The sequence below is a fragment of the Kribbella alba genome (assembly GCF_039529635.1).
Taxonomy (GTDB): Bacteria; Actinomycetota; Actinomycetes; order Propionibacteriales; family Kribbellaceae; genus Kribbella; species Kribbella alba.
Genome location: NZ_BAAANE010000004.1, coordinates 1,456,621 through 1,476,590, shown reverse-complemented (window position 1 = coordinate 1,476,590; position 19,970 = coordinate 1,456,621). Strand labels below are relative to the sequence as shown.

The 19,970-nt window shown below is 66.3% G+C and carries 18 protein-coding genes; 13 read left to right on the top strand and 5 right to left on the bottom strand.

From position 1 onward, the window contains the following. Window positions 1–191: 191 nt before the first annotated feature. Together ABD210_RS13880 and ABD210_RS13875 are read left to right on the top strand one after the other, a co-directional pair. Window positions 192–755, top strand: coding sequence for a hypothetical protein (locus ABD210_RS13880; protein ID WP_344111650.1), 564 nt, complete (start codon window positions 192–194; stop codon window positions 753–755). A gap of 119 nt (window positions 756–874) precedes the next feature. Beyond that, window positions 875–2,182: an NTP transferase domain-containing protein gene (locus ABD210_RS13875; protein WP_344111649.1), complete on the top strand. Its 1,308-nt coding sequence runs from the start codon at window positions 875–877 to the stop codon at window positions 2,180–2,182. Between the two features lie 9 nt (window positions 2,183–2,191). On the opposite strand, the gene ABD210_RS13870 is transcribed toward ABD210_RS13875, so the two are convergent. Next, window positions 2,192–3,202 carry a LacI family DNA-binding transcriptional regulator gene (locus tag ABD210_RS13870; protein WP_344111648.1) on the bottom strand — a complete coding sequence of 337 codons (1,011 nt, stop codon included), beginning with the start codon at window positions 3,200–3,202 and terminating at the stop codon, window positions 2,192–2,194. A 120-nt stretch (window positions 3,203–3,322) separates the two neighbouring features. Here ABD210_RS13870 and ABD210_RS13865 point away from each other — a divergent pair, with 120 nt between their 5' ends. The 11 genes from ABD210_RS13865 (at window position 3,323) to ABD210_RS32455 (ending at window position 14,408) form a co-directional block, all read left to right on the top strand. Then, window positions 3,323–4,855: a sodium:solute symporter family protein gene (locus ABD210_RS13865; RefSeq protein ID WP_344111647.1), complete on the top strand. Its 1,533-nt coding sequence runs from the start codon at window positions 3,323–3,325 to the stop codon at window positions 4,853–4,855. Beyond that, window positions 4,848–6,104 carry an AGE family epimerase/isomerase gene (locus ABD210_RS13860; RefSeq protein ID WP_344111646.1) on the top strand — a complete coding sequence of 419 codons (1,257 nt, stop codon included), beginning with the start codon at window positions 4,848–4,850 and terminating at the stop codon, window positions 6,102–6,104. The genes ABD210_RS13865 and ABD210_RS13860 overlap by 8 nt, the downstream gene beginning before the upstream one ends. Continuing rightward, on the top strand, window positions 6,101–6,853 hold the full coding sequence (locus ABD210_RS13855; RefSeq protein ID WP_344111645.1) for a 6-phosphogluconolactonase: 753 nt from the start codon (window positions 6,101–6,103) through the stop codon (window positions 6,851–6,853). Before ABD210_RS13860 ends, ABD210_RS13855 begins: the two co-directional genes overlap by 4 nt. Continuing rightward, window positions 6,843–7,625, top strand: a complete 783-nt coding sequence (locus tag ABD210_RS13850) for a sugar isomerase domain-containing protein (RefSeq protein ID WP_344111644.1) — start codon at window positions 6,843–6,845, stop codon at window positions 7,623–7,625. The genes ABD210_RS13855 and ABD210_RS13850 overlap by 11 nt, the downstream gene beginning before the upstream one ends. Continuing rightward, window positions 7,622–8,764: an N-acetylglucosamine-6-phosphate deacetylase gene (locus ABD210_RS13845; protein WP_344111643.1), complete on the top strand. Its 1,143-nt coding sequence runs from the start codon at window positions 7,622–7,624 to the stop codon at window positions 8,762–8,764. The genes ABD210_RS13850 and ABD210_RS13845 overlap by 4 nt, the downstream gene beginning before the upstream one ends. Then, entirely contained in the window at window positions 8,761–10,119 is a 1,359-nt protein-coding gene (locus tag ABD210_RS13840; protein WP_344111641.1) for a neutral/alkaline non-lysosomal ceramidase N-terminal domain-containing protein, read from the top strand. Before ABD210_RS13845 ends, ABD210_RS13840 begins: the two co-directional genes overlap by 4 nt. A gap of 419 nt (window positions 10,120–10,538) precedes the next feature. Continuing rightward, on the top strand, window positions 10,539–11,030 hold the full coding sequence (locus ABD210_RS13835) for a hypothetical protein (RefSeq protein ID WP_344111640.1): 492 nt from the start codon (window positions 10,539–10,541) through the stop codon (window positions 11,028–11,030). Between the two features lie 42 nt (window positions 11,031–11,072). After that, window positions 11,073–11,621, top strand: coding sequence for an Imm15 family immunity protein (locus tag ABD210_RS13830; RefSeq protein WP_344111639.1), 549 nt, complete (start codon window positions 11,073–11,075; stop codon window positions 11,619–11,621). Between the two features lie 852 nt (window positions 11,622–12,473). Continuing rightward, on the top strand, window positions 12,474–12,614 hold the full coding sequence (locus ABD210_RS32465) for a ribonuclease domain-containing protein (RefSeq protein ID WP_425552676.1): 141 nt from the start codon (window positions 12,474–12,476) through the stop codon (window positions 12,612–12,614). Further along, a complete protein-coding gene (locus ABD210_RS32460) occupies window positions 12,611–13,411 on the top strand; it encodes a barstar family protein (RefSeq protein ID WP_425552661.1) in 801 nt (266 codons plus the stop codon). The genes ABD210_RS32465 and ABD210_RS32460 overlap by 4 nt, the downstream gene beginning before the upstream one ends. A gap of 604 nt (window positions 13,412–14,015) precedes the next feature. Next, complete coding sequence (locus tag ABD210_RS32455; protein WP_425552675.1) at window positions 14,016–14,408, top strand: HNH endonuclease; 393 nt, start codon at window positions 14,016–14,018, stop codon at window positions 14,406–14,408. A 675-nt stretch (window positions 14,409–15,083) separates the two neighbouring features. On the opposite strand, the gene ABD210_RS13825 is transcribed toward ABD210_RS32455, so the two are convergent. The 4 genes from ABD210_RS13825 to ABD210_RS13810 form a co-directional block, all read right to left on the bottom strand. Next, a complete protein-coding gene (locus ABD210_RS13825) occupies window positions 15,084–15,695 on the bottom strand; it encodes an HIT family protein (protein ID WP_344111638.1) in 612 nt (203 codons plus the stop codon). Window positions 15,696–15,779: 84 nt separating this feature from the next. After that, window positions 15,780–16,931, bottom strand: a complete 1,152-nt coding sequence (locus ABD210_RS13820) for a pyridoxal phosphate-dependent aminotransferase (protein ID WP_344111636.1) — start codon at window positions 16,929–16,931, stop codon at window positions 15,780–15,782. 155 nt (window positions 16,932–17,086) lie between these two features. After that, the gene (locus tag ABD210_RS13815; protein WP_344111635.1) at window positions 17,087–19,114 is read right to left on the bottom strand and encodes a glycosyl hydrolase family 28-related protein; all 2,028 of its coding nucleotides are present in this window, start codon (window positions 19,112–19,114) and stop codon (window positions 17,087–17,089) included. A gap of 145 nt (window positions 19,115–19,259) precedes the next feature. Then, complete coding sequence (locus tag ABD210_RS13810) at window positions 19,260–19,964, bottom strand: FadR/GntR family transcriptional regulator (RefSeq protein WP_344111634.1); 705 nt, start codon at window positions 19,962–19,964, stop codon at window positions 19,260–19,262. Window positions 19,965–19,970: the final 6 nt, after the last annotated feature.

Here is a 19,970-nt window from a genome sequence, read left to right as displayed (position 1 = left end):
GCCCCGGCCCGCTGGCTGCCGGCCGGCCGGGGCGCATGCGCTCGCTGTCGGCGATGCGGAGAAACTCGGGTCCTTGGCCCGAGGTTCTCCGACTATCGGCTGGCGGAGGTCTACCGCCGCCCGGACTTTGTGCTGATCTGGGAGGATCAGGGCAGCGGCGCAGTCGGCGCCGGTGGAAGGACCTCCAGGCCATGACCGATCAGCACGGCGATCAGCCGCCGCGTGACCAGGACCGACCGGGGCCCTATCCGGGCGTGTTCGGTGGGCCAGCCGGCGCTCAGCCTGGTCCTCCTCCGCCTAACTCCGGCCCTGGCCCGTACGGCGACCGTCCCGGCCCGTACGGCGGATCCTTCGGCCGCCAGAACCCGTACTCCGACCTGCAGACCGCGCCGCCGAAGCAGGTGGTGATCGCGTCGGTGATCTCCTTCGCCCTCGGCGGCCTCTGCTTGCTCCTCGGCGTGTTCTCCCTGACCTCGGCGGGCGAGCAGATCGCCGAGACCTTGACCGGTTCGAAGGGCGCGCGGAGCCTGGTGGTCGGAGTCGTCCTCGCCTGCGGCGTCGCCTACATCCTGCCGGCCGTCTACCTCCGCAAGCGCCGCCCCTGGGCCCGCATCATGCTGATCGTGGTCGCGGCGTTCGGCATCGCCGGCGGCACAGCCGCGCTGCCAGGCAGCATCTTCGGCCTCGCGCTGCACGTCACCTTGCTGGTCCTGATGCTGCAGCAACCCACCAAGCTCTGGTTCTCTCGCCGCTGAGAGGGCTTCCGCCGCCGGATCGCCCTGGGCGACCGGATCAGTCGTTTCGCCTGGACCGAGACCGTCTGCCCCTTTCGCTGTCGGCTGTTCCATGCATCATGAGATGCGAAGGAGGCGCCGTGATCGAGGAGGGTTCCACTACGGCGGAGGTGCGCGTGGCCTTGCTGCTTGCCGCCGGCCGAGGACTTCGGATGCGATCCACCCATCCGAAGGCATTGCGGCGGGTCGGCGGCATCAGCCTGCTGGAACGTTGCACCAAAGTGTTGCGCCAGGCCGGGGTCGAGCGAATCGTCGTCGTGGTCGGTTACCGCTCGGAAGACATCGTCGCCGCGATCCAGGCCCGGAACCTGCCCGTGGAAGTGGTGACCAACGCCGATTGGCAGCACGGCACAGCCTCCTCGGTGCTCGCGGGCCTCCGCACGGTCGGCGACGAACGCTGTCTGGTGGTCATGGGCGACCACGTGTTCGAGGCAGACGACGTCCGACGCCTGGTCCGGACGACCTGCGGCAATGTCGCGGCCGTCGATCGCGATGTCGACCGCCAGCTCGCGGGCCTGAGCGGCACCCGACCGAACCGGATCCGCTTGCGAGACGACGGGTGTGTTGCGTCCTTGGGGCCCGACCTCGACGAGTACGACGCGGTGGACGCGGGTCTCACCGTCGTCGAGGTGAGCGACGTGCTGTCGATGGACGGGCGTACGCCGAAATCCTGGCTGGAGCTCCGGCAGCAACTGTTGGTGCACGGTCATCCCCTGCAGTCCCATGACGTGCACGGGCTGTGGGCCGACGTGGACACGCCAGAAACGGTGCGGGCCCTGGAGCGGTTCATGTGGCGCCGCTACGGGCCCAAGCCGACCGACGGCGTGATCGCCCGGATCGTCAATCGCCGCATCTCCGGACCACTCACCCGGCTGTTGTTGCATACCGGACTCACCCCCGACGCCGCGACAGCGCTGGCCTTCTCCGTCACGCTGCTCGCGGCCGGCTTGGTGGCGACCGGCAACAGGTGGCTGATGGTCGCCGGCGGCATCGGCGTCGTCCTCGGCTCGGCGCTCGACGGTGTCGACGGAGAGCTCGCCCGGGTCAGCGGTACGGCGTCCCGCCGCGGTGCCACCCTGGATACGCTTCTCGACCGGTACGCCGACCTGGCGGTCGTCCTGGCCCTGGTCCTTGCCGCCGGGGCGACGCGAACCGCTTGGGGCTGGGGATTCGCCGCGGCCATCGGGTGCCTGCTGGTGTCCTATGTCCACGCGGTCGGCCGGGACACCGACGTACGACTCTTGTTCCGCCGTGAGTTCCGGCTGCTCATCTTCGCGGTGTCCGCCGTGATCGGACTGCCGCTGTGGGGGCTGATCACCGTTGCCCTCGCAGCCAACCTGGACGTACTTCGAGGGGTCGTCCTGCTGCTCCGAGCCATGCGCGAGTAGCCGGTCCGATCAGTTGCGGCGTACTGCCGGTGGTGCGGTGGTCGACCGCAGTACCAGCGACGTGTCCAGCACACGGCGCTCGTCACCCTCGTTTCCGTCCAGGAACGAGACCAGCAGGTCCACGGCCTTTCGTCCGGCGTGACCGCCGTGTGCGGACACGGTGGTCAGCGGTGGGGACATGGTCGCAGCCAGGACGTCGTCGCAGCCGATCACGCTGAACTGGTCCGGAACACCGACGCCTCGAGCGGCCAGGCCGGCGAGAATCCCCTGCGCGAGCAGATCGTCGAACGCGATCACCGCGGAAGCCCCCGAGCCGAGGATGTCATCCACCCGCTGCACGCCCGCGTCGTACGTCGATCGGCGGGCGGCCACGGCGCTCACCTTCAGCCCGAGCCGGCGTCCGGCGGCTCGGACAGCGCGGCGCCGCTCGGCGTTGGACCACGAGGACGTCGGTCCGCTGACATAGACCAGGTGCCGGTGTCCCAGCCCGGCCAGATGCTCGACCGCGGCCGCGATGCCGGTCGCAGTGTCGATGAGCACCCGTGGCAGGCCCGGTACATCCCGATTGATCAGGACCAGCGGTCGCCGCTCGGCGTGGGCGCGAATCTGCTCCTCGGTCATTCGGGACGAGGCGAGCACGATGCCGTCGGTCTGTGGCCCGAATTTCCCGACCAGCACGTCCTCGCGGGTGGGGTCCTCGTCGGAGTCACCCAGCAGCAGGCTGAAACCGGCCTGGTCAGCAGCCGCCTGGGCGCCGCGGATCAGTGGCGGGAAGAAGGGGTTCGCGATGTCCGGTACGACGATCGCCACGGTGCCCGCGCGTCCGGTGCTGAGGGCCCGGGCCGTGTGGTTCGGCACGTAGCCGAGCCGGGTGGCCACGTCCATCACGTGCGCCACGGTCTCGGCCGTGATCATCTCGGGCCGGGAGAACGCACGCGACACGGTCGACTTCGAAACGCCGGCCGCGGCCGCTACCTGGCTGATGGTCGGCGTCGCCCCGGAACCCCGCTGCTGAGTCACGCAGTCACTGTACGGGCTGTCTCAATTTCGTTGATTGCTTGACGTGCAACCGGTTGCACGGCATGGTTGCAGAAATGTCGGGCCGGGTGGCTCGGTCCATGCGCAGCAAGGGAGACTTCGGTGGCACCGTTGGACTGGTTGGTCGTCTGCGGCTACTTCTTCGTGATGGTGGCGATCGGTCTGTGGGCCAAGTCCCGCGTCCACGACGCGGCGGACTTCTTCACGGCCGGAGGCAGGATGCCGTGGTGGCTGTCGGGAATCTCCCACCACATGTCCGGCTACAGCTCGGCGGTCTTCGTCGGGTACGCCGCGATCGCTTATACCCAAGGGTTCGTGCTCTACGTCTGGTGGGCGCTGGGCATCACCTTCGCGATGGTGGTCGGTGCCTTCGTCTTCGCGCCACGCTGGCCCCGGCTGCGGCAGCGACTCGGCGTGATCTCCCCGCTGGAGTACCTGAAGATCCGGTACAACCTGCCGACCCAGCAGTTGCTGGCCTGGAGTGGCACCGCGTTGAAGGTGTTCGACGTGGGCGCCAAGTGGACGGCCACCGCTCTGCTGCTGAACGTCTTCGCCGGCGTGCCCGTGGGGTGGGGAGTTCTGATCACCGGCGGCGTCACGCTGATCTACTCGACCATCGGTGGCCTGTGGGCCGACGCCCTGACCGACCTCGGCCAGTTCGTCATCCAGCTCCTGGCCGGCATCGTGCTGTTCGTCGCGGTCCTCGGCAAGCTCGGCGGCGTCTCGGCGATCTGGACCATGTGGGGCGACCTCCCGGACGGCAACGCCAAGCCCTTCAACGGCCAGTACACGGTGCTGTTCGTGATGGTCTACCTCCTGATCAATACGCTGTCCTACAACGGTGGCACCTGGAACCTGGCCCAGCGGTTCATCGCGTCGCCCAGCGGCAGCTCGGCTCGCCGCGCCGCGCTGTTCTCCGGCGGGCTGTACCTCGTGTGGCCGCTGGTGATGTTCTTCCCGATGTGGGCGGCGCCCATCCTGCTGCCGAACCTCGCGAAGCCGGAGCAGTCGTACGCCCTGCTCACTCAGAACTTGTTGCCGATGGGACTCGTCGGGCTCGTCCTGGCCGGCCTGTTCTCGCACACGATGGCGATGACCGGCTCCGACGCCAATGCGATCTCGGCGGTCGTCACGCGCGACATCCTGCCGGCCGTCTGGCGCGGGGCGCACCGCCTGACCAGCAAGGCCGAGCTGGTCTTCGGCCGGATCAGCACCTTCGCCTTCATCGCCCTCAGCATGGCCATCGCGCTCACGGCGGACAGCTTCGGTGGCGTCCTCGGGCTGCTGATCCTGTGGTTCGGCGGGCTCGTCGGACCGATCGCGATCCCGATGCTGCTCGGCCTGCTGCCGGCCTTCAAGCGCTGCGGACCGACGGCCGCGATCACCTCCTGGGCGGTCGGCCTGCTGGTCTTCTTCGTCACCCGGTACGTCGTCGACGGCCGGATCGCCGCGCTCGCGAAGGACAAGGCGACCGCGATCCAGGTCGGCGGACCGGTGGTCTGCTCGCTGATCGTCTTCGTCCTGATCGGCCTGATCCACCCGTGGCACAACGACGAGTCCGACGCGCTGGTCGATGCGCTCGGCCAAGACCCTGACGAGGTCGACGAGCGGAGCCTGCAGGTTGGGCATGTCTGATCCGCAGACGTCCGAGCTCGTTGCCACCCGCAAGCACCTGGTCGACGACGTCCTCGGCTGGTGGATGGAGCACGGCCCGGACCCGCAGTACGGCGGGGTGCGGACCTGCTGGGACAACGCAGGCAAGACCCTCGTCTCGACCTACAAGTACACCTGGTCGCAGGGCCGCTGGGTCTGGCTGATGGCGCGCGTCGCCGAGGCGGCCCGCGCTGGGGTGCTTGACCTGGACCCGGAGCCGTACCTGCAGCAGGCCCGGTCGACGGCGGCGTTCATCCGCGACCACGCGCTGCTGCCCGACGGCACCACGGCGTACGTCACCGATCGCTCCGGCACCCCGAAGGAGCCGGTGGCCGGGCAGGGGATCAGCGTGAGCGTGTTCGCGGATCTGTTCGCTGCGCTCGGCTTCGCCGGCCTGGCACAGCTCGACCCCGAGTGGGCCGGGCCGGCCGAATCGATCCTGCTCGCCGCAGCGCAGCGCATCGACGCCGGGACGTATCGCTCGGAGCCCTACCCGGTCCCGGCCGGGCACGCCTCGTTCGCGCTGCCGATGATCCTGCTGGGCGTCGGCGAGCAGGTGCATCGCGCCACTGGTTCCGCTCGATCGCTCGAGGTGGTGCGAGACTCGGTGGCCGCGATCGAGAAGACCTTCCTGCGGGGAGTCGAGGTCGTGGAGATGCCATCGGATGCTCCCGGCCGCGCCGACACCCTGCTGAGTCGGCATCGCGCACCCGGGCACACGCTCGAGGCACTGTGGTTCCTGCATCACGCGGCCGATCTGGCGCCCGGCACGGTGGCCGCCGACCCCGATCGGTTGGCAGACATCGCGATTCACGCCTGCGGGCTCGACTGGGACGATGAGTACGGCGGCTTGCTCCGCTTCGTCGACAGTGACGGCGGCGTGCCGGCAGGCCGGCGTACCGACGATGGTTACGAGGCTCTGGTGGTCGACACGTGGGATACCAAGCTCTGGTGGCCGCACGCTGAGGCGCTCTACACGACCGCGCTGCTGAGCCGCGCCACCGCACGAGCCGACGTCGCCGACTGGCACGAGAAGTTGTACCGCTACACGATGGACACCTTCCCGGCCGGGCCCGGGGAGGAGTGGATCCAGATCAGGCGGCGTGACGGCAGCCCGCTGGATGCCACCGTCGCGCTGCCGGTGAAGGACCCGTTCCACATCGCCAGGTCGTTCCTGCTGCTGGTGGAACTGCTGCACGAAGACGCGAACGAAGCTACGGAGGTTCAATGAGTACGACGGGGACGGGAAAGCTTACGGTGGAGGTGTTTCCCGACCGGGAGGAACTCGGCCGGAAGGCAGGCGACGATATCGCCGCGGAGCTCCGCAGCAGACTGGCCCGGCAGGATGGCGTACGGGTGATCTTCGCCGCCGCGCCCAGCCAGCAGGAGACGCTGGAGCGGCTGCGAGTTGCCGAGGGCATCGATTGGAGCAGGGTGACCGCGTTCCACATGGACGAGTACCTCGGGCTGCCGCCGGACGCGCCGCAACGCTTCGGGCAGTGGCTGAAGGACGCCCTCTTCGACCACGTTCCTTTGGCGAAGGTCCTGCTGCTCGAACCCGACGCCTCCGACAACGGCCGGCAGTACGCCGAGGAGCTCGCCGCGGCGCCGATCGATCTGGTGGTGCTGGGAGTCGGGGTGAACGGGCACCTGGCCTTCAACGATCCGCCGGATGCCGATCTGGAGGATCCACGCTCGGTGCGGCTGGTCGAGCTCGCGGCCGCGAGCCGTCAGCAGCAGGTCGACGACGGCTGCTTCGACCGACTCGAGGACGTGCCCACCCAGGCGGTCACCCTGACCGTGCCGCGTCTCCTGGACGCCGGCCGCCTGTTCTGCGTAGTACCGGGGGCGGCGAAGGCCGACGCCGTACGGGCCGCGCTGAGCGATCCGATCGGCCCTGCCTGTCCTGCAACCGCGTTGCGCCGGCACGGCGACTGCACCCTCTACCTCGACAAGGAGTCGGCAGCTCATGTCAGCTGACAGCACGGCAACCAGCGCGGAGGACCTGTCCCGCGGCTACCTGGACGACGTCCACGAACTGCTGCTCAGGATCCAGGCCGAGGAGTCGAAGACCATCGCCGCGGCGGCCGAGCTGATCGCCGACCAGATCGCCGCGGACCGGCTGGTGCACGTGTTCGGTCCCGGCGGGCACTCCAACCTGGCGGCTCAGGAGGTCTTCTTCCGGGCCGGCGGGCTGATGCACATCGCCGCGATCCTGGACGAGGGAACCCTGCTCTCCAACGGCGCGCTGCGGTCCATGGCGATCGAGCGGACGCCGGGGTACGGACGGATCGTGGTTCGTGACCGTGACCTGGGCGAGGGGGATCTGTTGATCCTGGTGAACGCCTACGGGATCAACGCGGCCCTGATCGACGCCGCGCTCGAGGCGCGGGAACGCGACGTCCGGCTGATCGGGATCAGCTCCCGGGCACACGCCGAGCGCACCTCGCCCGACCACCCGGCCCGGCACCCGAGCAAGCAGAACCTGCACGATCTGGTCGACGTGGCGATCGACTCGAAGGTGCCGATCGGCGACGCCATCGTCGACGTACCTGGCGTGTCGGAACGGATCGCGGCGGTGTCGACCTTCGCGAACGCCTTCGTCCTCAACGCCCTGACTCTGCACACCGTCAACGAACTCGTTGCCCGTGGCATCGAGCCGCCGGTCTGGCGGAGCGGGAACGCGCCGGGTGGGGACGAGGCGAACGGTCGCTTCCTGGGCCGCTTCCGGCACCGGGTCCCCACGCTGTGACCAGCTCCTACGGTGGTCTCGATCCAGCCACCGGCCGGCCGCTGACCGTGCGGGTCGAGGGCGGCCGCATCGTCGACGTCTCAGCGGCGACAGGGGAGGTCGACGGGTGGCTGGCGCCCGGGTTCGTCGACCTTCAGGTGAACGGGTTCGCGGGGCTCGACGTCAATGGGCCGGATGTCACCACCGAGACCGTGGTCGAGCTCGGCCGGGCGTTGGCAGCCGCGGGCACCACCACCTTCGCGCCCACGGTGATCACCGCGTCCGAGCACGACATGGTGAACTCGCTGAGGGCGATTGCGGCTGCCCGCGAGGCCGACCCTGTCACCCGGGACGCCATTCCCTTCGTGCACGTGGAGGGTCCACACCTGTCGCCTGAGGACGGGCCGCGCGGGGTGCACCCGGTCGAGCACATCCGTCCGCCGGACGTCGAGGAGTTCCTGCGTTGGGAGAGCGCATCCGGGGGACTGGTCGGCATCGTCACGCTGTCCCCGCATTATCCCGGCACGCCCGAGTATGTGACCGCCCTGAGCCGTGCCGGCGTGAGCGTTGCCCTTGGTCATACGGCAGCGAGCCCCGAGCAGATCACCGCCGCCGTGGACGCGGGCGCCGTGTTGTCGACGCACCTCGGCAACGGGGCACACGCTGTGCTGCCGCGGCACCCGAACCACCTGTGGACCCAGCTGTCCGACGACCGGCTGACTGCCGGCTTCATCGCCGACGGCCATCACCTGCCGGCTGACGCGCTCACCGCGATGGTTCGGGCGAAGGGGATCGAGCGCAGCGTGCTGGTCTCGGATTCGGTCGCCTTGGCCGGCTTCGAACCGGGCGACTACCAAACACCCGTCGGCGGAACCGTCCACCTGTCCGGCGACGGCCGCCTGTCCTACGCCGGTACGCCGTACCTTGCAGGCGCGGCTCGTTCGCTGGCAGACGGCGTCGCTTCGGCAGTGGCGCTGGCCCGGATCCGGCTGGGTGATGCGGTGCGGATGGCCACGGCGAACCCGGGCCGGTTCGCCGGTGACCGCGGCGTACTCCGGCCCGGTGCGCAGGCGGATCTCGTGCACTTCGACTGGGCCCCTGGCGACACCACCCTGCGGCTGCGCACCGTCGTACGGTCGGGGCGTGAGGTCGGGCGATGAGCCCGGTGCAGGGCGGCTTCAGCCGCGCGGTCAGTTCGATCACGGCGGGTGCCGCGGTCGTGGATGTCACGCCGGCGGTCGGTGCTGCGATGTCCGGGTTCGTGGCCCGGTCGAGCCCGTCGACAGGGGTGCATGACCCGATCACGGTCCGGGCGGTCTGCGTAGAAGACACAGCGCTGGTGACGGTCGACGTAGTCGGCTTGCATGAGGATTTCTGCGCCGCGGTCGCTCGGGGGACGTCGTTGCCCGCCGAGAACGTTCGCGTGCACGCGACCCACACGCACGGCGGTCCGGCCAGCGTGCCGGGGCGGCTTGGCGATGAAGCGGATCCCGTCTGGTTGGAGAGCTTGGAGGCGTCTTGCATCAACGCCGTCGAGGAGGCGCTCCAGAACCGGCGGCCGGCTCGACTGCTGTCGGGCTACGGGATCGAGGTCGGTGTGGCGCAGAACCGCCGCCGGCCGGACGGTCCCGTCGACCGTTCACTTCCGGTGGCGCAACTGGTTGATTCCGATGGCCATCCGATCGCCGTGCTGGCGTCGTACGCGTGTCATCCGGTGGTTCTCAGCGCCGACAACACCTTGCTCACCGCCGACTATCCCGGCGTAGTACGGCGAGTGGTCGAGCAGCGGTCCCCGGGTGCGGTCGCGATGTTCCTGACCGGCTGTGCGGGCGACGCGAATACGGGGCACGCCGCGAGTGCCTCCGTGTCGCTGCGAGCTAACGACAGCCGCACCTTTGCAGCCGCCGAAGCCGCCGGTACTGCGATCGCCGCAGCCGTCGCCGCAGCTCCACTCAAGCCCTGTGACGGCCCGATCGCCGCAGCCGTCGGCCAAACTGAGCTGACGATCGACGCCGACCCGCAGGTCGCCGAAGCGAGCCGGTGGGGCGAGATCGCGGCGGACCCCAACAGCGATCCCGCCGCCGCGGCCCTGATGCGCTGCTGGGCCAACTGGGCGGCGCGAACGGCTGCCTCAGCCCCGACAACCTGGACCGCCCGAGTCGGCGTCCTCATCTGGGGCGGCATCCGCATCATCACCCTCCCCGGCGAGCCCTTCGCCCGCACCTCACTGGATATCCGGGCAGCCCTGGACCGCAGTACTGGTTCAGGCATGCCACATCACGGCAACGGCGCCACCTTCGTGGTGGGCTACACCGACGGCTGTCCGGGCTACCTCCCGCCCGCCTGCGAGCATCCCCACGGCGGCTATGAAGTCCTCGAAGCTCACCGCTACTACAACCTCCCCGGCCCCTTCGCCCCCGACTCCGCCACCCGCCTGACCCAAACCGCCCTGACCCTCGCCGCACAGGTAGCGACGCCCAAACCAGGGCAGTCGAAGGCAACAAACGCCAGCTGACACCCCACTGCCCGCGAGCTGTTGCAAATGCTTGCGTACATCTGACGGCCACCGCTGGCGCGACTCGGTCGGGGTCGCCAGAGCGGGGTTGCCTGCGGCGCCATTCGAGGCTCCAGAACCGCCAGCGGTTACACCGAGTAGGACGCATGTCACACAACCCATACAAATCGGTGGGCGAACTGTATGGGTTGTATGTGTTGCGTGGTCGAGCAGACGTTTAGAGTAACCACGGTATCAACGGACTCGGGGGTGAGTTCGGGGAGTCGTGGGGCAAATGTCTCGACGGGGTTTGAGCAGTTCTGCCCAAGCGTTGCAGGATCTTGAAGGCGCAAGCATCGAGATGCATTTCGTCCCATACAACTGAGGATTCCATGGCAATAGGGTTTCAATTTCATGCTACACGGCCGGAGATTTATCAAATGGCGGCGTCTTGGGCCGATAAAGATGGGCTAGTGGTTGCCGTCGAGAAATTTTCGCCGAGGTATGAGGTGTATCAGGTATCGCTGGACAACCTGATGGATGCGACGTCGGAGGATGGCGAAATTCGCAGGTTGTCGCTCCACCGAGACGCGCCGGATGTGTCGATGAAGTCGGAACGTGAATTCCTATCTGCCAATCCAGATCTCCTGACGATCTTGATCGGCGAGGAGCGAGAAGGGATGTTGTTCGAGTCGATGCTTGGGTCGACCTCGGATGACGCTCAGATGGGGAAGGTGTGGCGGCGCATCAGGGATCGTGCCCGAAAGTCGATGTACAAAGGCGCGTGGGTTAAGAGCAGGCTCAGCGGAGGTGGGAATTTTGATGCGAGTCACGCCTACACCCCGGGCCCCCTGGCCCTGCAAGGCCAAGGTGCGGAGATGGTTGGGATAAATGATGGAACGATCTACCTGCTGAACTCAACTGAGGGGTGACGCGATCGGTTCAGAGACGTTCGACTGGACGAGACCTGGCTCATGATTTCTGACCAAGAATTTCATTCCCATTTTCAGGGAATGCTCGAACGGCACGGGATGTCAGATCCGGCGGTTTTCCGCCAAGTTGAGACCTTCGATGAAGTTCCCGTGTGCTCGCGCCTCAGTGAGCTCGATTTCATGAGTTCGCTGCCGATTGTCGACCAGAATCGATTGATGATCGTTGCTGCCACCCGTCACTTGATCAAGATTTGCGAGTATCTCGACTCGTTCCCGGACAGCGAACCCGGTTTAATTGTGGTGGTGTCGATCACGAGCTGGTGGATAGACGAGGATCGGGCATCCAGATGCAATGACGGGACGATCGAGCATATTGTACCCGCATTCTGGGTTGGTAACTTGGCTCACCCAGACATGAAGGCCTTCAGATTCCATTTACCTCGGTCCAACCCGGCCGAATTTGTCCTTCAAACTGTTGGACCGAATGGCTTCGAAGTGGTTGAGAGTAGAATTGAAGAATGGATGCAAGGCTGCCCCAAGCGCGTCTACGTGGCCAGGGCCGGAGATATTCCTGCAACGGCACGGGCATGACTGACCCGACAGTGTTCAATCAGCGCCGGGTTGCCGTCCTGATGAATGAGGTTGACCGGTACGTGGCCGATGCTCTAGTCAGTGCACCCCGGACGACAACGGCGCTTGGCCCAGGTTCGATCCCGCGACCGGCGAAGGATTCGCCGAGGGCAGCAGCGCGCAGTACACCTGGATGATCCCGCACAATCGTGCGATCAGAGTTTGGTTGGGCGGGAGAGGGCTTCTTCCAGGATCTGGGGATTGTTTGCAGAAGGCCCAGCGGACCAGGGGCGGCCGGCGCCTCGTTCGCGAGTGGAAGCCGGATACTGGCGCTACGCGTATTTGGCACGAAACTCTGGATCTTGAAGGAAACGTTAGAATCGTACGACCCGACGTTGGTGCAACTGGGGGGACAAGGTCCATTACCTGTTCGATGCCGACGGCAACTACAAAGGGAGTTGGTAGACGTGCCCGACCTCCAAGAGCAGGTCAGGAGCAGGGTGGTGGGCCTGATAAAGGCGTCGGTAACCCGAGAGGAAGCTGCGGACTGGGCCATGGCGCGGATCAAAGATGTATCGGCAGACTACTCCTCCAATTCGACCCTTTGGAGCGCGCTCGACAGATTGGCGGGTGCTGACCTTCAGCAAGGCCCGGGGGTCTATCTGCATGGCGAGGAAGATTTCCGCTCTTGGCTGGCGGACCTTGACGGCTAGCCCACTGGTAACGAGGGCCCTGCGCCCCTAAAAGTATTTACAGTGTTGAACCGAATAAATGAAAAAGGCTCACCGTTCGCCGGGTATAAAGGTGGTAGGGAATTCTTGAATGACGGCAGCCAGGAAGCGTCAGTTCTACCACGCGGGAATGGCGTAACGTATCGCGAGTGGGGACGTTAACCCGAAGGTCAAGGGCGTCGATCGCGGTTCAGAGCGCCTCGTTACCGGCAGTGACGGATCCGCCTGGTACACGACCGATCACTATCAATCATTCTTCCCGGTTCGAGGAGCTGGCGGATGAGTAATAATCCTCTCCTGAGCGCAACTCCACCTTGGGTCCTCATCGCGGACTTCGGGTCATCGGCGTTCGAGGCGGCGCTGAGCCAACTTCGCGCTGTCGGCGGTGAGGTGATTTCGCTTGATGGTGCCCGCGGGCTTACCAGTAGTGCCCTCTTCGACCAGTTCGCCCAGGTCGCGAAGTTTCCGGAGTACTTCGGAAGGAACTGGCCGGCGCTCGACGAGTGCCTGGCCGATCTCGAGTGGTTGCCGGCCACATGCTACGTGATGACCCTCAAGAATCCTGATCGCCTACTGGAAGACGAGCCGCGTAGTCGCGCTATATTCGCGCGGGTGATAAAGCGAGCGGCCGCGGAGTGGGCGGAGGCGGTGGTGACCGGAGAAGACTGGGATAGACCAGGCATTCCATTCCACCTCGTGGCGGACGTCGGCCCAGGCTTCGGGCAATGGTGGCGGGCTCCGCTCTCTCAGCGAGAATGGCAGGTTGGCCTGGCTCGGTCGGCAGACAGATACGGCCGGCGCCGGTACTGGTACACAACTGCGGTGGCGGCCCAATCAACACGAATGCAGAGGGCATCGACCACGCACTATAGCGTCACTTCAGTACTGGAGGACAGTCGGCGGGTAAGAGTCTGTTCGACCATTCGGAGATGCCCCATCAGCTCGCAGCCCAAGCCGAAGGCACCCCCTTCGCTTTTTCAACAAAACAATGGCCGCGTGCAGCACGTTGTTCCGCATGCTGGTGCCAGATCGGGGTCGATCGAACAACGGCAAACGCAACTCGGACTTACACTGTGGTAACTGAAGCGAATGGTGACATGGCAACAATGTTCCCAGGTCTTCCCGGGAGGCTTGGCGCCCTAATCAGGTGCTCTTGTTGAGAGGCGATGGCAATGAAGGCTAGGGCGATAGACGCCAGGTTTAACGTTTTGGAGGAGGTAGCGCTTCCAGATGAACTTGTGAGTTGGCTTCTTGATGAAGCTGGTTCATCGGGGCTGGTACGCCATATCGACGAGTATGGGGACACGTACTTCAACTCTCTTCAAGTGCGTGATTTTCTGGCAGAAATCGAAGCTATGCACCCTTTGGTCCCTGATCCCGTTATCGCAAATTCGCTATCCGAGCTTTCTCGGCTGGCGCGTCTTGCAATTGAGCGACCACATAGGTTTCTCGTGTTTGAAGGAGACTAGCCTGCGTCTGCGCATACCCGACGGGAAAGTAGGGTGCACGCTCGGATACCAGAGCGTTTCTGGCGGCAGCGGTCCCCATAGGTGCGCGGAACGTACGCCCACGTTGCCGTCGCGGTAGCCGTCAGTCATCACCCTAATGCCCCATCCGAGTGAAGAAAAGGACAGGTAAAGTCCTTGGAAGCGTCGCCTGCTCGGCTCGGAGAGCCACACGTACTATGTGCTCGCCGGTAAGAGTCCGGTACTGGTCCACAACTGTGGCGGCCAAGTTACTGGTCACCCGACACACTGCGCATGCGCTGACGGCGGTATCCCGAAGGTGCGCAATGGGGCGCTTGCAGGCGATGCATCCGAGGTCGGGTGCGCCATTCGATGAGAACGGTTTCCCTGACTTCTCGGACTGGCGTCACCCGGATGGGCTGGACATTCGGATCGAACTATCTGGGAGCCGATCAACTGACTTTGCTAGAGCCAATAGGGCGGCGGGCTTGGACCGTGCGCCGGAAGGATATATGCGGCATCATCACCAAGATCTAGGGTTAATGCAGCTGATCGAGTGTGATGCTCACAGGCTTACAGGGCACACCGGCGGCTTCTCTGGAGGGCGATAGCGGTGGTAGTGCAGTTCGAGGACAGCGAGTATTTCACTGGGCCGCCGACTGACGATAAACTGGTTGCCCATGCTGAGGCGGCCTTGGGTGTGAAGCTGCCACGGGATTACGTCGAGCTGCTGCAACAGTGAAACGGCGGCACGCCGCGGAACCGGTGCTGTCCCACCGAGTTTCGAACGTCCTGGGCTCCAGATCACATCGAGATTAGCGCGATCCTCGGTGTGGGAGGCGACCAAGGAATCGATGCTGCAAATGGGCGGGGAAGCGCTGACATGATCGCGGAATGGGGCTATCCGGCGATAGGTGTCGTAATTTGCGTTATGCCCTCCGGGGGTCACGACGCCGTCATATTCGGTTATTTGGAATCTGGGCCACTAGGCGAACCTGCAGTGGCATATATAGATGAAGATCGGGTGCCCGCGCTGGACTGCCGACTCGTTTACTCAATTCATCGGAATGTTGGTCCCGCGTGATCATTTTCATGAATTCTGTTGGCGAATAATTCTGTCGGCCTGATTTGACGTGCAATTCACCCAACTTCCTATCGCATTGACCCCTGGCGTGCGCTTGCCGTGTGAGCGAACGTCGCTGCGATAGTCACCTTTGCGTCACGCATACGTGTGTCGAGGGTCCTGGGTGTCAGCGAGGTCGACCGGCTTGGCTGACAGGCGGTCGTCAGTCGGCGGCGAGGCCGAGTGTGCTGCCAGAGGTCTCGGCCAGAGCCGTGGCGACCGTTCGGGCGTTGGCTCTGGCTTCGTCGTCGGGGATGCGGGGGAGAAGGTCGTCCCAGGCGGCGATCATCGCGCCGCGGAGTTGCATCATGCCGAGGGGGCGCGCGAGGAACCAGATGTGGAAGTGCTCGCTGCCGTCACCCCACCGGTTGAAATGGGTACGGCCGACGCCTTCGATCCGGCGGATTGCCCCGGCGACGCGCTGGATCATCGGGCCGAGGGTGGCAGTCAGCTCGGGCGGCAGATTGTCGAGCCGGTAGTGCTCGCGGGGCACCAGGAGCGCCACCATCTGCAATCCGTTCTGGAGCCCGCCCTTGAGGATCCACTGGTCGTCACCCCAGATCGCACTCCATTCGGGATCCTCACAGGTCATGCACGGCTTGCCGCCAGGCTCCCCGACCCGCGGCGGCTCAGGCAACACCGGCTCGTTCAGTGGCACCACCTGAAACTCACCATCGAACGGAAAGAACTGCTGCCCCACCATGGGTTCGGGCGACATCCGCTCCCCGTACGGAAGCCTGCGGTGGTACTCGGACGGACGCTCGACATCAGTCATACCCGGAACTCTGCCCAACTCGCCTGCCGGACACCACCACATTTGCACCGACCTGCAGCCTCCGTGTGGCCGGTGCTGCGGCGGTCAGAGTTTGGTGAGGCGGGAGAGGGCTTCTTCCAGGATCTGCGGCTGTTTGCAGAAGGCCCAGCGGACGAGGGGACGGCCGGCGTCCACGTTGTCGTAGAAGACCTGATGGGGGATTGCCACGACGCCGGTCTTCTCGGGGAGCATGCGGCAGAACTCGACGCCGTCGGTGTAGCCGAGGGGGCGGACATCGGTGGTGACGAAGTAGGTGCCTTGCGGTCGGTGTACGCCGAAGCCGAGCGCTGCGAGGCCGTCGCAGAGCAGGTCTCGTTTGGCCTGCATGGTGGTCCGCAGGTCGTCGAAGTACTCGTCGCCCAGGGCAAGCGCTCCGGCGACGGCGGGTTGGAACGGGGCCCCGGACACATAGGTGAGGAACTGCTTCGCGGTGTTGACGGCGGTGACCACCTCCGGCGTACCGGTGACCCAGCCGATCTTCCAGCCGGTGACAGAGAAGGTCTTGCCTGCGCTGCCGATGGAGACCGTGCGCTCGGCCATTCCCTCGTACGACGTGAGCGGCCGGTGCTGGAGTCCGTCGAAGATCAGGTGCTCATAGACCTCGTCCTCGATCACGACGAGGTCATGCTCGACCGCGACGGCGGCGATGCCACGGAGCTCGTCATCGGTCAGGACGGTCCCGGTCGGGTTGTGCGGCGAGTTGATCAGCAGCACCTTCGTCCGCGGGGTGACCGCTGCTCGGAGCTCGTCGAGGTCGAGTCGGAAGTCGGGGGCGCGGAGGGTGACCGGGACGCGGCGACCACCCGCCATCGCGATACACGCGGCGTACGAGTCGTAGTACGGCTCGAGGGCGATCACTTCGTCGCCGGGCTCGACGTACGCGAGCAGCGCGGAGGCGATCGCCTCGGTGGCGCCAGTGGTGACGAGAACCTGTGTGTCCGGGTCGTACGAGAGCCCGTAGAAGCGCTTCTGGTGGTCGACGATTGCCTGGCGGAGCGGAGGAATGCCGCGGCCCGGCGGGTACTGGTTCGCGCCGCTGCGGATCGCGGTGACGGCGGCCTCGAGCACGGAGTCCGGGCCGTCGGTGTCAGGGAAGCCCTGGCCGAGGTTCACCGAGTTGGTCTGGACCGCGAGGGCCGACATCTCGGCGAAGATCGTGGTCCCGAGTCCTTGCAGCCGCTGAGCGTGATCGCGCATGCATCCGACCCTAACTGCTCACGCCACGGACGCCAGGAACTGTCCGTGGCCCGGGACGACCAGGAACGGATCCCGCACCAGCACAGGCCCGTACTGCGCGCCGCCGAGCCGCCGCGGGAACCCGGGGGCATCCGGGATCCCGCGGCCCGTAGCACTCAGTTCCAGGCGCTCGGCGCCGGCGGGGGAACCACCGGCGGGCGGTCCTCACACCAGGTTGCGTTGGTCCAGCCGCCGTCGTTGCCGCTGAGGAGGCGGACGTCGAACTCGGGCGTACCGGTGAAGTGGAAGGTGCCGCAGTTGTTCACGAACGGCGCTCCCACGTTGCGGGCGTCCACGTTCTCGAAGGTGGCCCAGCCGCCGACCCGGGCGTTCACCACGTTGGTGCCCGTACCGTCCACCTTGACGTTGCGCACGGCGACGTTCGTCAGCGAGTAGGTGTCCTTCACCGGCCAGTCGACCACGAACATGAACGCGTTGTACGTCGAGTCGAGGAACGAGCTGTCGGTGATGTCGATCTTGCCGGCCATGTTCGACTGCAGCGCGTACAGCCAGATCGCACCCAGGCCGATGTCCCAGTTGAGATCGCGGGGACCGCCCCGGACGGTGGTGTTCCGCGCGAACGACAGGGTTCCCTCGAACGGCGTCGAGCCGAACCTGGAACCGGCGTGCAACGTGCTGCCCTCGCGGATCGGGTCGGCGACCAGGTTGTCCGTCACGGCGTTGTCGCGGCCGCCGTAGATCGCGATGTTGTTCGCGAGCACGGGGGTCTGCACGGTGTTGTGGTCGTAGACGTTGTTGTGGTTGGCCAGACCGTCGGGGTTGGCCTCGGACCACATCGCGAGTCCGTCGTCACCGGTGTTGCGGACGAAGTTGTTCGTCGCGCGAACGTTCGAGACGCCGAGGTGCAGGTTCATCCCGTCCGCCACGGCATCGGTGATCACGTTGTTGCGGATCAGCAGGCCGTCCATGGGGCCGTCCAGCCAGATGCCGACCTTGGTGTGGTGCAGGTAGAGGTTCTGGATCGTCGATCCGCCGCCGATCGCGCCGCCTATGCCGTTCACCTGGTCGGTGTCGATCCGCTCGCGGACGTCGCTCTCGATCGCGAAATCGGACAGGTGCACCTTGGTGCTGCCGCCGTCGGCCGCGTACTTCCCGTAGAAGCCCGGCGCGCTGTGCACTGACTTGTCCGGTGCGGGCTGAGCCAGTGGGAGCACCGAGCCCTTGATGATCGTCCACCAGTTGCCGGCGCCCCGGACGGTGACCTTGTCGACGACGATGTGCCGGTTGACCTGATAGGTGCCCGGCGGGATGAAGACGGTCCAGCCGAGCTTCTTGGCCGCGGCGATGGTTCGCTCGAGCGCGGGCGCCGCGTCGTACCGGCCGGTCGGGTCCGCGCCGAAAGCCCTGACGGACAAGGACCTCGCAGGCTGTTCGAGGGGCGCGCCGACGAGCTCGAAGTCGGCCACGTCCAGCACGTACCAGGAGGCCGGGGAGTTCGCCGGGAGCTGGAAGCGGACCTTGTCGCCGGCCTCGTACGTCTTGCCGAGCATCAACCGCTGCTCGTCGTAGAAGTGGTTCGGGCGGAACGGCTTCGTCACCGGGTCGGGCTCTGGCTTCCACCAACCGGGGTTCGGATCGACGTTCGGGTCGTTGGAGAACGGATACATGCCGTAGAGCCAGGCATACTCCGAGGTCAGCGTCATCGTCTGCTTGCGCTTGCCGTTGACCGTCACGTCGAGCGGCGCACGCAACCCACCACCGCCGGGCGCGTCCGGAATGCTGTAGCGCAAGGTCAACGCGTTCGCTGGCCGCGACAACGTGAACTCGACATACTGCCCAGCTTCAGACAGCCGTACCGCGGTCCGTCCCGAAGCCTCGGCGGGCAACGTGTAGGCCTCGCGGCCGGGTCCGATCTTCTGACCGGTGGTGACAGCGTTCTCGGCCTCCTGCTCGACGAAGGCGACGGTGGCTCCGCGCCCCTGGACGAGCGCGGGATCGAGCCCGGCGCGGGTGATCACCGGCGCGGACTCGGCGGTCGCAGCGGTGCTGGGATGAGCGGCCGGACTGACGGACGGGTGAGCGGCGGCGGACAGAGCCGGCGCTGACAGGAAGGCTCCGATGACGACACTCGTCACCGCGAGCTGACGACGACGGAACAGGAGATTGTGGGACACGGGCGACATCCCCTCAGGATCAGTGGCCGGGCCTCGTCGTCGAGGCGCGGCAGGCGTCACCGCTTGGGCCCGGACGATACGCATCCCGACGATCCGCTGCAAGATCTCGACAAGCGAAAGAAAATTCCTAATCTAGCCGGAGTGGCGGGCCGGGTCAGTCGTTGCCCAGCGCGACCTGGGGTTCGGGGCGGAGGGCTCGGAGCCAGAGTTCGGTCTGGGCGATGTGGGCGGAGGCCGCGGTCGCCGCGGCGGCGGGGTCGCGGCCGGCGATGGCGGCGAGGATCGCCCGGTGGCCGCGGTCGCTCGTCTGCTTGATGGCGTCGAAATCCGCGCCGGGCTCGAAGATCCGGTAGTGCCCGCCACGGCCACGGATCACGCCGGTGAGTGCGGTGACGGTCGGGTTGCCGCCGGCCGTGCAGATCGCGCCGTGGAACTCGGCGTCGAGCGCCTGGATCTCGGCCGCGTCGGTGGTCGCCTCCAGCCGATCGAGGATGTCGCCCAGTCGCGCTTCCAACTCCGGATCCTGCCGGGCGGCTGCCGAGGCGGTCGCGTGGGACTCGAGCACCCGGCGTACTTCGAGAAGCTGCAGAACGCCTTCCAGAGGGATCAGCTCGACGGACAGCGAGAACCGGCTGATGATCTCGGCCGGGTCCAGCGCGGACACGTAGGTGCCCGAGCCGTGCCGTGACTCGATCACGCCGAGCGCGGCCAGTGACCGCGCCGCCTCGCGCAGGGAACTGCGGGACACGCCCAGGTGGTCGCAGAGCTCCGGCTCCGGCGGGAACTTGGCGCCGGGCCCCAGCTCACCGGACGCGATCATCTGCCGCAGGCCGGCGAGGGCCTTGTCCGTAGCTGCCATCGAATA

Coding starts and splice junctions, on each gene's coding strand:
- ABD210_RS13880 (WP_344111650.1), top strand. CDS start 192: ATGACCGATCAGCACGGCGATCAGCCGCCGCGTGACCAGGACCGACCG.
- ABD210_RS13860 (WP_344111646.1), top strand. CDS start 4,848: ATGTCTGATCCGCAGACGTCCGAGCTCGTTGCCACCCGCAAGCACCTG.
- ABD210_RS13855 (WP_344111645.1), top strand. CDS start 6,101: ATGAGTACGACGGGGACGGGAAAGCTTACGGTGGAGGTGTTTCCCGAC.
- ABD210_RS13850 (WP_344111644.1), top strand. CDS start 6,843: ATGTCAGCTGACAGCACGGCAACCAGCGCGGAGGACCTGTCCCGCGGC.
- ABD210_RS13840 (WP_344111641.1), top strand. CDS start 8,761: ATGAGCCCGGTGCAGGGCGGCTTCAGCCGCGCGGTCAGTTCGATCACG.
- ABD210_RS13835 (WP_344111640.1), top strand. CDS start 10,539: ATGGCGGCGTCTTGGGCCGATAAAGATGGGCTAGTGGTTGCCGTCGAG.
- ABD210_RS13830 (WP_344111639.1), top strand. CDS start 11,073: ATGATTTCTGACCAAGAATTTCATTCCCATTTTCAGGGAATGCTCGAA.
- ABD210_RS32460 (WP_425552661.1), top strand. CDS start 12,611: ATGAGTAATAATCCTCTCCTGAGCGCAACTCCACCTTGGGTCCTCATC.
- ABD210_RS32455 (WP_425552675.1), top strand. CDS start 14,016: ATGTGCTCGCCGGTAAGAGTCCGGTACTGGTCCACAACTGTGGCGGCC.
- ABD210_RS13825 (WP_344111638.1), bottom strand. CDS start 15,695: ATGACTGATGTCGAGCGTCCGTCCGAGTACCACCGCAGGCTTCCGTAC.
- ABD210_RS13820 (WP_344111636.1), bottom strand. CDS start 16,931: ATGCGCGATCACGCTCAGCGGCTGCAAGGACTCGGGACCACGATCTTC.
- ABD210_RS13815 (WP_344111635.1), bottom strand. CDS start 19,114: ATGTCGCCCGTGTCCCACAATCTCCTGTTCCGTCGTCGTCAGCTCGCG.
- ABD210_RS13810 (WP_344111634.1), bottom strand. CDS start 19,964: ATGGCAGCTACGGACAAGGCCCTCGCCGGCCTGCGGCAGATGATCGCG.